Source organism: Methylobacterium sp. CM6257 (genome assembly GCF_054611515.1).
In genome coordinates, this window is record NZ_CM137735.1 from 6,997,983 (window position 1) to 7,010,724 (window position 12,742).

The following is a 12,742-nucleotide window of genomic DNA, read 5'->3' on the forward strand; positions in this document are numbered from 1 at the left end:
GTGGATGAATGAACCCGCGGGATGGCGATCGGTGCACTATGGAGATTTGAGCTGAGCGTGGTCCCCAGTGGGGGGATCAATGGCGGGCCGGCTTCGTCGTTTGAGTGCCTGGAGGCTCCCGGACTGCCGGGTCGCCAGGGCTTGGCGAAGCGACCCAGGGTTCGACGGCCTCGATTGTGAGGCTCATCCTGGCGTTCGGCACACGGTGAGGCATGTCCCGGGGAGCGGTTCCTCGGGTGGTTGGCGGCGTCATCCCGTGCCGGGTCATGGCGCCCACGCCCGGCTCGACGTGGAGCGGAACGGCGGCCCACGGGGCTGATGCCAGCCCGCGAAGGAGCCGACGATCGTCATGGGACCGCCGCAGCAGGGGCAAGGGGGCCGGGCTTTGCCGGGGCTGTCCTGCGGATCGGGCGCGTCGGCGGTGGAGCGAGGCGGGGCCGGGACGCCGAGGATGGTGCGGATGTGGGCCAGACCGACCTTCCGGTTCGAGCCTGTGAGGAAGCCGTAGTGCCGGATGCGGTGGAAGCCGCGCGGCAGGACATGAAGCAGGAAGCGCCGGATGAACTCCGCGGCCGACAGGGTCATGACCCGCGCCCGTCCGGCTTCGTCGCGCCGATAGTCCTTGATGCGGAAGCTGACGCTCGCCCCGTCGAAAGCGAGGATGCGTCGGCTGGAGATGGCGACGCGGTGGGTGTAGCGGGCCAAGTAGGCGAGCACGGCCTTCGGCCCGGCGAAGGGCGGCTTGGCGTAGACCACCCAGCGCTTCTTGCGCACCGGGGCGAGCGCTCGGGCGAAGGCTCCGGCGTCCGAGAGCCGGACCAGGGTGCCGAAGAAGGCGAGCGTCCCGGCCTGATGGAGGGCGGTGAGCCCTTCGAGGAACAGGCGGCGGAACAGCAGGCCCAGCACCCGCACCGGCAGGAGGAAGCTGGGGCGCGCGGCGATCCAGCGGGTCCCGTCCGGTGAGAGGCCGCCGCCGGGGACGATCATGTGGACGTGCGGATGGTGCGTCATGGCCGAGCCCCAGGTGTGGAGCACGGCGGTCAGCCCGATGCGGGCACCGAGGTGCTTCGGGTCGGCGGCGATCCGCATCATGGTGGTGCTCGCCGCCCGGAACAGCAGGTCGTAGACGGCGGCCTTGTTGTGGAAGGCGATGGCGGCGATCTCGGCCGGCAGGGTGAAGACGACGTGGAAGTAGCCGACCGGCAGGAGGTCGGCCTCGCGCGCGGCGAGCCAGTCGCGCGCCGCCGCGCCCTGGCACCGGGGACAGTGCCGGTTGCGGCAGGAGTTGTAGGCGACGCGCAGGTGGCCGCACGCGTCGCAGCCCTCGACATGGCCGCCGATCCCGGCCGAGCGCGCCGCCTCGACGACGACGCGGTGAAGCTGGCGCGTGCTGATCGGCCGTGCCAAGTCCTGCCCGGGGAACAGCCAGCCCTGGCGCTGCAGGACGCCCTGCCGGTGGCCCTCGCTCCACCAGCGCCGCAGCAGGTCCAGGAGATCGGTCGACAGCATGGCGTTGCGGTCGCGGCAGCCCTTGCCGCGCTCGATCCGCAGGATCATGCGGGTCGAGTCGATATCGCCGATCCGGAGCGTGGCGACTTCGGCCACGCGCAGTCCGGCGCCGTAGGCGACCGATAGGGCGGCGAGATGCTTCAGGCAGACCGTGGCATCGAGCAGACGCCCGACCTCGTCGGCGCTCAGGACATCAGGGAGGGCGCGCGGATGCTGGAGGCGGACCAGCCTGCGGGCGAGATCGGGGCGGTTGACCGTATGGACGAAGAAGAAGCGTAGGGCGGAGACGATGGCGTTCATCGTCGGCACGCCGAGGCCGACCTCCTGCTGGGCGATCTGGAAGCGGCGCAGGTCGTCGTCGGTCGCGGTATCGGGTGATCGCCGCAGGAAGGTGGCCAGCCGCCCGACGTCGCGGAGGTAGTTGCGCTGTGTCTCCCGGGAGAACCGGCGCAGGGTCATGTCGTCGATCAGGCGCTGGCGCAACGAGCCGCCTGCAGCGGCGGGAACGGCAAGGACGGTCATGGGACGGCTCCGCTCGAAGGAAGGGAGCCGGGATCGTCCGCTCAGGTCGGGCGACCCTCAATCGGCGCAGGGCGCTCGGATCAATCCGCGGACCTCATAGCTGCCACCCATCCCGCGCGAGCGGGTTCGTTCTCCCACCCTGTCCGGCCATTCAGCAACGCTCGCTGATGGGACCGCATCTGGCCGATTGCGGCCCGTCCGCTTCGCGAGCAATGCAGGAAGCGGCGGACATTACCTGTGTGGTTGGTGCCGACCTGCCTTAAACTTTTGTTATGTCGCCTCTCGCGCATTCATTTATGAACAACGGAGCTTGGCTGTTGCGCGTTCGGTGGCCACGTGGCACCGTCATTGCACTCGCTTCTGCTTTGACCGAAATCGCATGCCGCTCTCCACTGTCGCACTGCTCGCCACGTCCAGCATCAATATTGCATCGACCCCGAGTGAGACCGTCCTCTTCGGCGCGCCTCTGTTCTCCAAGAAGAGCCTGCTGCCCGGCAACGACGCGCCCTACGCTGGCGCTGAGAAGGTAGCTGTCGACCATCTCGCGAGGGCGATGCTGAAGGCAGCGATTTTAGGCAGCGAGCGTGCCGGCACGCTCCGGATCGAGCTACGTAAAAGCAAGGCGCTGTTCGGGCTTTTGACGAAAACGAGTCTCGTGCTGATCGGCATGGAGTCGGAGCGGGGGTGGCCGGCTGGCTCGCTCGAAGCCGCACTCGATGCCGCCTTGCATGGCCGTGAGATGGCAGCGGACGCATGGCTCTACGCCCATTTGCGCGAGGACAGCGCGTCGCCGGACGGCGCCATCCTGGATGAAGTGCGCGCTGGCCTCGCCGGCCGCTACGCGCTCGACCGTGCCCAGACCAAGACTCTCGGCTTCGTGACGGGTGTGGGCTGGACCCTCACCGAGGTGGGCGAACGGATGCGTGGCGCCGCCCAGCCGCAGGAGATCCAAGCCCTATTCGCCGCGTGCGAGCACGAACGGCCGGAGATATGGAGGGCGCTCGACACCGCCATCCTCGGCGCCATCGGTCGCCGCAGGGAGAGCCGTCCTGATACCAACACGGATTTCAATTCAGACTGACACCGCTGCCCCGGAAGGTCGCAAGCCTATCCGGGCCCGCCTTGGCGGGCATCTCCGCCGCAATCTCCGTGCCCACTCCCCTCAGCTTTCCGGTCGTGTGTTCCGGTACCCAACCTCCTGGGCCTCAATTGCGCTGGCCTCGACTGCCTTCGTTCTCGAATATCCTGCCCCTGATCGCCCACTTCACCTTCAACGCTGGCGCGCATGCCGACGAGCTTGTGCCGGTTCTGGGCCCACCGGCCGAGCACGTGACGGTCGGGGTTTCGGGGCGTGGACTGCTGATGCGAACGGAGACGCCTTCCACGCAAGTGGCGTGGAAGGCGGGCCGTGAAGTGCAATGTTGAATGTCCAAGATGGGCGAGAAGCTGAAAGTCCGCTTCGCGGCTGTGAGCCAAGATCCGATCGTAGCGGATTGTGTTGAAAAAACTCGGAGGCAGCGCCTCAGGCAGCCAACCCGCTCCCTGAGAAACCGGCCGCCAGCCACGCATCAAGGTCCTCGAAGCTGTAGCCGGATGGGATGCCAATGAGCTGAGAAGCCCGGAGAGGATCTTCGCCGTCGGCCAGTCGGCGAGGCGGCAGCTCGGCCACGAGCATGATGTTCTCCAGCCGGCGCGAATCGATCAGGAACTCGGTACGGTTGAGCGCGGTGATGATAGCGTCCTCGGGCGCGAAGGCGACGACCACGGCGCCCGGCCCCGATCGCGTGCGGTTAGGCATCAGGGCAAAGAGTTCGGCGTGGACCGGCTCGGGCGTCCACCAGCAGCCGTGCCGACCCGCCTGATGCTCAGCTAGGCTCTGCCCCCGGAAGAGCGCGTATACCGGGCGTGTGACGGCGGTCTCGGGCATCAAGAGCCGCAGGCCGGCAACCAGCAGGTCAGGCTGCCCAGCGAAGTCCCGGGTCAAGGACCAGCCCATGCGCTTCGCAAGGATGTCGGAGCCGCTGACCATGTCGTCGCTGCCGCACCAAGCTTCGCAGAAAGCTGCGCGGGCGGAGGGGTGCACGAACCCTACTCGCACGATCTCGCGGAAGAGCTCGGGCCAGGCGCCGGCCCAGCTGATAAGGCCCAGATCCGCGGTGAAGCTCTTCGCGTCGCCCGTGACCGCCGCGGCCAAGATGCGGGACAGGATCAGCCGCTGCCTGGAAGGGCCTGGGAGACCAGGCGGCAATGAGGGGCCGGTAGAGGCCAGCTTATGCGCAAGGCCGGTCAGCGACGCTCGAATGCGATCCGAGGAGAGTCCTGTCCCCCAAGGATGTCCACTCCCAAGGGCCGGTGCGGATCCAGCTTGAGCCCAGAAGGCAGGGCTCTGGGCAGACCCGGCATCTTCTAGGACTTCGACGTCTGGCTTGCCGCGGTCCATCACCAAACTCCCCAGTTTGAGTTCGTGCGGTCCTCTGCCGGCTTCCGAGCCTCCTCAAGCTCGGCGATCTTGTCGAGTAGGTTTCGCATGTTGCTGCCGGTCCAGGTCTTGCGCTGAGGCGTGCGCAGGCCCTTCAAGTTTAGGTCCGCGCCAATCTCTTCCACGGCCGTCTAACCGGCATCTCGCAGCCCTCGGACGACCGACGCCGGCGCGCGGATCTGCTCCTGAGCAAATACCGTGTTTGCCTCGACGCCCTTCTTCTGCGCCTTCTCCAGGTTGGTGCGATTGCTCGGCAACGATTGGGTCCCACTATGATGATCTACAAGTCCTGCCCGCTTGAGAGCGCAATAATATGCTAGAGCTCTCCGGGAGACTGGTTGTTCTTCAATCGCCCTGGGCCACCGCATGGCGCGTCGATAGAAACTATTCTCGCTCCTGATGCGGTAAACGGCAAGCGTTCCGCGTGAGTTAGCCAAATAGGCATAGCGCTCCTTCCTGTGCTCAACAATGCGTGACAAATATGGACACGGGAAATCTGACCCGCCCTGGCGGTAATAGTTCGCCAGAGCGCGGCGCATCATCTCAGCCTTCCACTTTGTGCGAAACTCTGAGACCTTGTTAAGCTCGCGATCAAGACTGCAGACAGAGAAATGGTAGGAGAAGGTCATGGTTGCTCCAACAGGCATTTGTTTTCGACAGGTTAGCTATAGCGAGCGGGCGCTGGGTTTTGCGTTCTCTCGCAAAAAAAGATGCGTGGCGTTCCACGCAGCCCGGCGCAGCCCGCGGCGACGGTTGCGATGGCTTGCTTCCAGAAGAGGCTGGGGTATCAAAATCGCTGCTGCAAATGCTTTGAGCAAAGTTTTTAATAGTTCAAAACAAATTGCGGGTCAATATTTATTTTTATTCTCGACCTGAGCGTGATTATATGCATATGCTATACTACGCATATAACATTCCCAGAACTTGATGAAATAGTACCTATAAATTGAATCCATCAAAATTAATTTTTTCGATGGCCTCCTCCATGGCTTCAATCGAGGTCTCATGAACATACCTTGCGCCAGATGTTCTGTCGTCGTGCCCAGTAATCTCATCGCTAACCGACCGTGGCACGCCGGCTCTAGCGAGGGCAGTCTTGAGCGTGTGCCGGAAGCTGTGAAACACCTTGCGTTCATCGTGGATGCCTACCTTTGGTAGGTAAGTGCGGTTGAACCAGCGCGGGAGAAACTGCGAGTACGGCTGGTTCACGTCGCGGCCATCCTCGGCCGTAAGCATGGATTGGGCGGCCTTGAACCACTCTGGGAACAGGTGTGTCTCCCCAGCTGCGCGAAGCTTCGCCACCCGGCCTTCCAGCCCGAGACGTAAGAGCGTGCTATGCACCGGCGTCAGTCGCTTGGAGGCTTGATTCTTCGTCTCCTCCTCCACTGCGAAAACCAGGACACGGCGCTCGTGCCGGATGCTATCAAGCCGGAGTTGCGCGATTTCACTTGCTCGGAAGCCAGTGAAGAGCGCGGTCAGCAACATCCACTGACGCTCGCCGTAGTTCTTTGCCGAACTGAAGAGCGGCGGCGCGAAAATCTTTGACAGGTCCCCTGGAGAGAAATGAAGGCGTGCCGCGGACGTGGCCTTTACTTGCTCGACTTTCACGCCAGAGGCGGGGCTATCAGGGATCACGTCGTTTCTGACGCACCAGTTTAATATTGCCCGCAGATGCGTTAGCCACTTGTCATTGATTGTTTTCGCGCTCAGTGCTTGGAACGGTGCTGCGCGAGCTCTATTGAGCTTGATGGCTTCAGGCAGCGTTTTGTTCGGGAACCTCTTAGTATAATTCGCGGGAGTCTCCATCAGTGCGCGCTTGTAGCCAATGACGTCTTGTCGGGTGATCGCATATGCGGCACGAGGCTCGCCCATAAACTCTTCGAACATTCGTACTGCAACTTTATACTCATTGATCGTGCCCGGGCGGGCGCCTTTCTCTTCCGCTAGCATCGGTATGAGCTCTGAGAGCGGTTGCGTGCTTTGTCGCCCCAGGATCCTCGGAGAGGTCGGGGCGCGGCCTAGCTCGGGCTGTTCCTTGACGAGAAGCGGGTGCGCTGTAGCTGCAACCGAGTCGCCCTCATCGCGCGCCGCGGATACCTTCAGGCTCTCCAATTCCGCGACCGCAAGCGCCATCGCAACTTTGCGAAATTCGGTGTCGCCGGGCTGGGCCGTCGTGTGTCCGTGCAGGCGGAACCGGTCCACGATACGACCCAGGACGGCTCGCAACTCGTCGTTGCTTGCGGCGCCGGACACGGCACGTTTGAGATCGTCGACGTAAAACTCGTCTACGAAGCCCTGGGCATATCGGCTGTCCGCCTGGCGCATCTCCTCGTCAAAGGCGATCTGCTCCCGGTAATGCTGCTGGGCGATCTGCTGCGCCGAAAGCGGCTTTCCTCGTCGCACAGGCTGGCGAGCTGCCTTACTCGCTTTCATGTGCGTCCGTGCAGCCTCCAGCTCGGCCTGCATGTCCGCGACCGCGCCGGGCAATTTGCGCAGGGCCAGGACCCGATCGGGTCCGAGCGCGCGAAGCAGCTCGCGCTTTCCGAGGGTCTCGCGCAGAGCTGCTGGAACTGCTACGCGCGCCGAGTAACGTCCGCCTCGCTCTAGAAGGTGCCGAACCTTTCCCGCCATCGCTCCCCGCCCGCACGATTTTGTAGCAAACTTTGTAGCGGAAAGCCGGGCAAAGTGAAGCGTCTTCAAGAGCTTGTTGAAAAATCAGATACTTAGATCGCGATGGCAGAGGGTCCCCCCCCTCTCCGCCAGTTATCTCTGATTAGTAAGACTTTCTCCAGCTGAAGCGTGACTTACCCCACCATTCGCCGCACCAGCGAATGGTAAACCATCGGGCGGATGGGGTTGGCAAGCGTAGCCCTGAAGCCCTGGCGCTCGATCCGAAAGCCACGCCCGAAACGCGGTTCAACGCTTGGCTCGCTGAGCAGGAGCCCGTTCCCGTCCGGGGGCTACGCCTTCAGCACGCCCGGCTTCCATTCTGGCTCCGCGCCGCGGCACTCATCGTAAACCTGCTCCTCTGGGCTCCGATTCTTTGGAGCTTCGGCGCTGGTGTCCGTCAGCTTCTTCGGGCTGTGCAGGCGTGACCACCTACGGCGGCGTGCCCATCGGCGCGCTCGCCGAGCCTCGGCGAAGGTGTCGCTCTAGAGCGCGTCCCGAGCCGCTTGCGACGGGTTAGCGGGTGGCGCGTTGACGGGTGAAGGAGCTTGCCGATGCCTTCACCTCTGTCCGTCGACTTACGCGAGCGTGTCGTGGCTGCCGTGGCGGCAGGTGCCTCGTGTCATCGGGCCGCAGCTCGCTTCGGGGTCAGCGTCTCGAGCGCCAGCCGCTGGTCGCAGCGCTCCCACCAGGAGGGCCATGTCGCGCCCAAGCCGATGGGCGGCGATCACACCTCGAAGCGCATTGAGGCGCATGCCGCGCTGATCCTCGCAACCTCCGAGCAGGAGCCGCGTCTCTTCCTGCGCGAGCTGCGCGACCGGTTGGCTGAGCAGGGCGTGTAGACCAGCACGAGCGGCCTGTCGCGCTTCTTTGCCCGACACGCGATCACCAGAAAAGGGGGCGACGTTCGCAGCTGAGCAGGGGCGTGAAGACGTAAGGGCGGCGCGCGAGGCGTGGTTTGAGGCACAGCCCGAGCTCGATCCGGATCGGCTGGTGTTCCTGGACGAGACAGCGGCGGCCACCAACATGGCGCGGCGCTACGGCTGGGCCCCGCGCGGCGAGCGCTGCCGGCTCGCAGCCCCGTTTGGGCATTATAAAACAACGACCATCACCGCCGCCCTGCGCACCAGCGGACTGTGCGCGACCGCGCTGTTGGACGGCCCCACGAACGGCACGCGCTTCTGCAGCTACGTCACCGAGACCTTGGTCTCGGTGCTGCAGCCCGGCGACATCGTCGTCATGGACAACCTGCCAGCCCACAAGGTCGCCGGCGTGCAGGACGCGATCGCGGCCGCAGGAGCGCGGCTGCTCTACCTTCCGTCCTACAGCCCTGATTTCAACCCGATTGAACAGGCCTTCGCAAAGCTGAAGGCGCTGTTGCGCAGCGCGGCCGCCCGCACGATCCCGGATCTCTGGGCGGCGATCCGCCAGGCCTTCACGCGCTTCACTCCGCAGGAGTGCCGCAACGACCTCACCGCAGCCGGCTACGAGAACGACTTGGCCGTCACTACCTGACCGGGAACGGCTCTAAGTGGTAGGCACCGACCCGATCGATTCGCGCCATCGAGCCTCGCAGCGCGAGCCAGCGCCGAGGGACATCGATTGGCCCTCGACCAGTCCGCCGACACCATCCTCCCGATCAGAACGCTCAGGCTCGGTGGTTGGAATATCCGGCTCAACCAAGAGCGCCTACAGCTCAAGCCTTGCAGATATGCCTCGTTGCCGATGCGCCCGGCTGTTGTTCCTGTGTAGACGAAGCGCGCTCCTGAAGGCAGTCATGCAGTCGTGCGGCTGATCCTGCCGGCAGGTGACGATCTCGGGCGGCCGGTTCCACATCAGAAACGCCTCGACGGCCCGCGGCACGTCGCCTGCATTGGCCAAGCGCACGACGCTGGATTGCGCGAAGTTCGGCTGGCCGATGTTAAAGCAGAGCGAGCAGCAGGCGTCGAAGGACGGCTGCGGCACCGGCTTGGCGAGGGCGGCGCGCACGGCCGCCACGTAGGGCGCGAGATCAGCTGCGAAGAGCGCGTCGGCTTCCGCCTGGGTCAGGCTCAGGCCGTCCATCACGGCGGGCGGCCCCGCTGCACTGGTGTGGCCCCGACCGATCGTCCAGACGCCGACGCTGTCGCGGTAGGCGCGCAGCCGGCAGCCTTCGCCGCCAGGGCCGCGCGTCAGAGGGGAGAGAGGTCCATGGAAGACTCCTGTTTAGGCGTGGCTGCAACCGTGGCCTGGGCCCGGGCTTCAGCGCCGGATGGGAACTGGTGCCCTATTCGCGGCTGGACGCGATCACGGCAGCTGTCGGGCTCCGAAGAAGGAATCGGCCGCAGCCACGTAGCCGTCGGCGCCGGTGAACCGAGCGAAGACCTCGACGGTGTCCTTCGCCGCCAGCTTGAGGACCGACGCGAGGTTGACCGCGCTGACGCCATCGACCAGCGCGCCGCTCGCGGTAGCGCGCCCGCGCCCGGCCGCCGCACCGTTCCGGTAGAGCTGCACCTCCAGCGCCGTCGGGGCGCTCGACCCGTTCCTCTTGTAGGTCAGCGAGACGTCGAAGCCGTGCAGCCCGGCCTCGAGGGCCACGAAGTGATTGTTCTCCGCGTCGAAGGCGCCCTGGTCCTTGCTCTCCGTGCTGTTGAACTGGACCTTCGTCCAGGCATCCGCGGGAATGTAGTTGTCGAGGTTCGTGGACGCGGCGGCCTTGGCGAAGTTGGTGATACGGCTCCAGGAGGCGCCGTTGTGCCACCTGAGCGCCGTCAGGGTGCTGTCCGCGTAGATCTGGCCCTGTGCGCCGCCCGCGGGCTCCGCTGCCAGCGGTTGCAACTCCAGCGCACCATTGCCGCGGACCTTCACGACCGACGCGCGGCCGTGCTGGGCGCGGTGGTCTGGAGGTCGAGACAGGTGCCCTGCGCCGTCGGCGTGAGATCCTCCTCCGCGACGCCCAGGAGCACGACGGCGTCGGCCGTGTACGCGCCGCCCGCGTGGTAGCCGGCGCCGAACCGGCCGAAGAGCTGGTCGGCCGCCCTGATCGGCAGCGGTGCCCCCGGCGCGGCGCGGGCGCTGCAGCTGGCGAGCGGCCCTCGGTTGCCGGTCGCATCGCCCCGTAAGCTTCGAACTGGACGATCGGCTGTGCGCTGAAACCCAGAACGTGCAGCGGCGCACTCGGTTCGGTCACCCCCGACAGGCCGACATAGCCCGTTGCGGCCGCGACCGTCAGGGCCGTCCGGAAGGCGGCACCGTCCGTGCTCGTCTTCAGGGTCAGGTCGTCGCTGCCCAGCGTGCCGAACAGGACCCGGCTCGCGTAGCCGGTCTGAAGGAGGAAGCCGCCGTCGTTGGCCGCAGCCTTTGTCGAGGGTCAGGCGCATGTTGCCGGCCCCTGGGGTGACGTCGTCCCAGGAGAGCAGCGCGGCCTCGGACTTCATCGCGAGGCGGTTGGTGGTGTCGGCGGCGGTGTTGATGCCCAGCACCGGCACACCGGCTTTCAGGTCGCCGGCGGAGACGGTCGGGTGGCCGCCGGGCCTCGTGCCGTCGTGGACGACGAGGCGCCGTTTCGTGGTGTCGACGACGAACTCGCCCGGCTTGCCGACGAAGGTCGCGAGGAATGACCACGCGTCCCTCAGCCACTGCGTGCGCACGCTCATGACGAGGCGAGCCCCAGATCGAAGAGGTCGGGGTAGGGGTCGGAGGCAAGGCCGAAATTGTCGCTCTGCGTGGCGGCTTGCGAGGCGAGTCCCAGATCCGGGCCGCTGCCGACGGCCAGGGTCTCGGCGACCGGACCGAACCGTCCCAAGCCGATCGGCGTCAGCGGGTAGGGCGTGCAGGTCGCGAGGTCCTGGGCCGCGCCACCGAAGATGTTGAACGCTTGCAGCTTCAGGGTGAGCGGGGTGCCGATATAGGCCGCCGGCACGCTGTAGCGGAACACCGACTCGTCGAGGCAGGTGAACGCCGTCCCGGCCGGGTGCGCGCCGGCCGGCGAGCCGTAGAGCCCGCGTTCCAGGTAGGTCAGGGCGTGGGGCGCGGTGAGCGTCGCGGTGGCGAAGGGCACCAGTTCCTGACCGACAAGGGCGAGGGTGATGCCATCCCGCGCGTCGGCCTCGCTGGCGGAGGCGAGCGTTCCGCCGGATCGGCCGAGATCGACAGCGAGCGTGTTGCCGAGATCGGGGTTCGGCCCGGCCGGGGCGGCCAGATCCGCGGTGAGCACACCCTGGCGGGCTGAGCCCGCGATCGTGCCGATCTCGACGAAGGCGGCGCCATCGCGCGAGACCCAGACGTTCGCACCGCCCCAGAACGGGTCGGCGTTGGCGCCGGACGCCGCGATCCAGACCTGCGCCACGCCCGCCGTGAGCGCGGCGGGCGGCTCGAAGATCAGCGGTGCGTCGACCGGCGCGGGCGCCCGGTCGCGGTCGATGGCGGATCCGGTCGCGCCGACCACCGGGTAGGCCGCCGCGGTCGCGGTACCGCGCGGGAACTCCTCGGCCGTGACGGTGAGGAGCCCGTCCTCGTCCTCCTCAATGGCCGTGATGCGCACTTGCGCCCGGGCGAGGCCGAGCCCCGCGTCGGTCAGGGTCACGACGGTCCATCGACTCGAGGAGGCAGAACTCTCAAGACAGGCGGAACGTGAAGATGTTGCGGATGTAGAGCGCGCTGCAGCGCGAGCTGCGCCACGAGCCGCCCGATCGAGAACGCGCAGATCTCCCGGGCCGTGATGGTCCCCCCGACCTTCAGGCCGTAGCGCTCGATGGCGCCCTGATCCCGCGCCTCGACCGTCGTCGCGGTGTAGCCGCGGCTGCGATCGGAGCACTCGACGCGCTGGCCATTGGGCGGGCCGTAGGGATCGCTGCGCGCGATGCGCACCGGATCGTCGCCGTCCGCGACCAGGAAGTCGCCGGTGAGGTCGTAGACGGGCGTGACGTCGGGCACGTAGGTCATGCTGGCGCCCGAGTGGGTCATACCGGTCACTGGCTGGCCGCCGTAGGGGATGATCCTGAGCCGTGCGCCCGACCACACCGCCGCGCTGTTGGTCAGCCTCAGCCAGCGTGCCAGGATCGCGCTGGCGGTCTCGGCGTCGGTGAGCGCCGCGCTCAGCCCGAGCCCGAGGGCCGCACAGTAGGTCTGGTAGGTGCCGTCCCCCGACGCGCCGAACAGGGCCGCGCCGCTCAGCGCGGAGCCCGGCAGGCCAACGCCATACTGCGCGTTGGCCAGGAAGTCCGAGACGAGAGCGGCCGAGTCAGCATCCTGCCCGAGCGGGCCGGCGGTTCCGGCGAGCCACCCGACGACCTCGAAGGCGACCGACGAAATGGTCGCGCTGGAGCCCGGGTCGAAGTAGGGCACCGTCACGGCGCGGGCCTGCGTGGCCAGCGTGGAGGTGTTCTCGGCGCTCGCCTGGATCTGCCGCAGCGAGGCGTTGGCCGCGTCGATGGCGGCCTTCAGCTCGTTGTAGCTCTGGCGCGCGGTGGCGTTCAGGCCGCGGGCCGTCGTGGCGAAACCCTGGATCGTGCCCTTGGCCTGATCGGCCGCCGTGCGGATGCCGCCCGCGTCGCCGCCGAAGCGGACTTGGATGTCGTCGGCCAT

The 12,742-nt window shown here is 66.4% G+C and carries 10 protein-coding genes and 2 pseudogenes; 2 read left to right on the top strand and 10 right to left on the bottom strand.

What is annotated here, in order from left to right:
- Positions 1-264: 264 nt before the first annotated feature.
- Positions 265-1,737 carry an IS91 family transposase gene (locus tag ACYCO6_RS34250; RefSeq protein ID WP_459773857.1) on the bottom strand — a complete coding sequence of 491 codons (1,473 nt, stop codon included), beginning with the start codon at positions 1,735-1,737 and terminating at the stop codon, positions 265-267.
- A gap of 27 nt (positions 1,738-1,764) precedes the next feature.
- Positions 1,765-2,031 (bottom strand): annotated as a pseudogene (locus ACYCO6_RS34255) (phage integrase N-terminal SAM-like domain-containing protein); the annotation flags it as partial.
- Between the two features lie 379 nt (positions 2,032-2,410).
- On the opposite strand from ACYCO6_RS34255, the gene ACYCO6_RS34260 reads away from it, so the two are divergent.
- Positions 2,411-3,112, top strand: a complete 702-nt coding sequence (locus ACYCO6_RS34260; protein ID WP_459767819.1) for a hypothetical protein — start codon at positions 2,411-2,413, stop codon at positions 3,110-3,112.
- 441 nt (positions 3,113-3,553) lie between these two features.
- On the opposite strand, the gene ACYCO6_RS34265 is transcribed toward ACYCO6_RS34260, so the two are convergent.
- The 3 genes from ACYCO6_RS34265 to ACYCO6_RS34275 all read right to left on the bottom strand — a co-directional run bounded on the left by ACYCO6_RS34265 (position 3,554) and on the right by ACYCO6_RS34275 (position 7,210).
- Positions 3,554-4,225 carry a hypothetical protein gene (locus ACYCO6_RS34265; protein WP_459767821.1) on the bottom strand — a complete coding sequence of 224 codons (672 nt, stop codon included), beginning with the start codon at positions 4,223-4,225 and terminating at the stop codon, positions 3,554-3,556.
- Between the two features lie 416 nt (positions 4,226-4,641).
- On the bottom strand, positions 4,642-5,139 hold the full coding sequence (locus ACYCO6_RS34270) for a hypothetical protein (protein WP_459767823.1): 498 nt from the start codon (positions 5,137-5,139) through the stop codon (positions 4,642-4,644).
- A gap of 310 nt (positions 5,140-5,449) precedes the next feature.
- Complete coding sequence (locus ACYCO6_RS34275) at positions 5,450-7,210, bottom strand: tyrosine-type recombinase/integrase (protein WP_459767825.1); 1,761 nt, start codon at positions 7,208-7,210, stop codon at positions 5,450-5,452.
- Positions 7,211-7,731: 521 nt separating this feature from the next.
- Here ACYCO6_RS34275 and ACYCO6_RS34280 point away from each other — a divergent pair.
- Positions 7,732-8,692 (top strand): annotated as a pseudogene (locus tag ACYCO6_RS34280) (IS630 family transposase).
- 174 nt (positions 8,693-8,866) lie between these two features.
- On the opposite strand, the gene ACYCO6_RS34285 reads toward ACYCO6_RS34280, so the two are convergent.
- From ACYCO6_RS34285 to ACYCO6_RS34305, 5 genes are all read right to left on the bottom strand, one after another.
- Positions 8,867-9,352 carry a lysozyme gene (locus ACYCO6_RS34285; RefSeq protein ID WP_459773859.1) on the bottom strand — a complete coding sequence of 162 codons (486 nt, stop codon included), beginning with the start codon at positions 9,350-9,352 and terminating at the stop codon, positions 8,867-8,869.
- A gap of 111 nt (positions 9,353-9,463) precedes the next feature.
- Entirely contained in the window at positions 9,464-10,024 is a 561-nt protein-coding gene (locus tag ACYCO6_RS34290) for a hypothetical protein (protein WP_459767827.1), read from the bottom strand.
- Complete coding sequence (locus tag ACYCO6_RS34295; RefSeq protein ID WP_459767829.1) at positions 10,021-10,812, bottom strand: hyaluronate lyase N-terminal domain-containing protein; 792 nt, start codon at positions 10,810-10,812, stop codon at positions 10,021-10,023. The genes ACYCO6_RS34290 and ACYCO6_RS34295 overlap by 4 nt, the downstream gene beginning before the upstream one ends.
- A complete protein-coding gene (locus ACYCO6_RS34300; protein ID WP_459767831.1) occupies positions 10,809-11,741 on the bottom strand; it encodes a GTA baseplate fiber-binding domain-containing protein in 933 nt (310 codons plus the stop codon). The genes ACYCO6_RS34295 and ACYCO6_RS34300 overlap by 4 nt, the downstream gene beginning before the upstream one ends.
- Complete coding sequence (locus ACYCO6_RS34305) at positions 11,738-12,742, bottom strand: phage tail protein (protein WP_459767833.1); 1,005 nt, start codon at positions 12,740-12,742, stop codon at positions 11,738-11,740. The genes ACYCO6_RS34300 and ACYCO6_RS34305 overlap by 4 nt, the downstream gene beginning before the upstream one ends.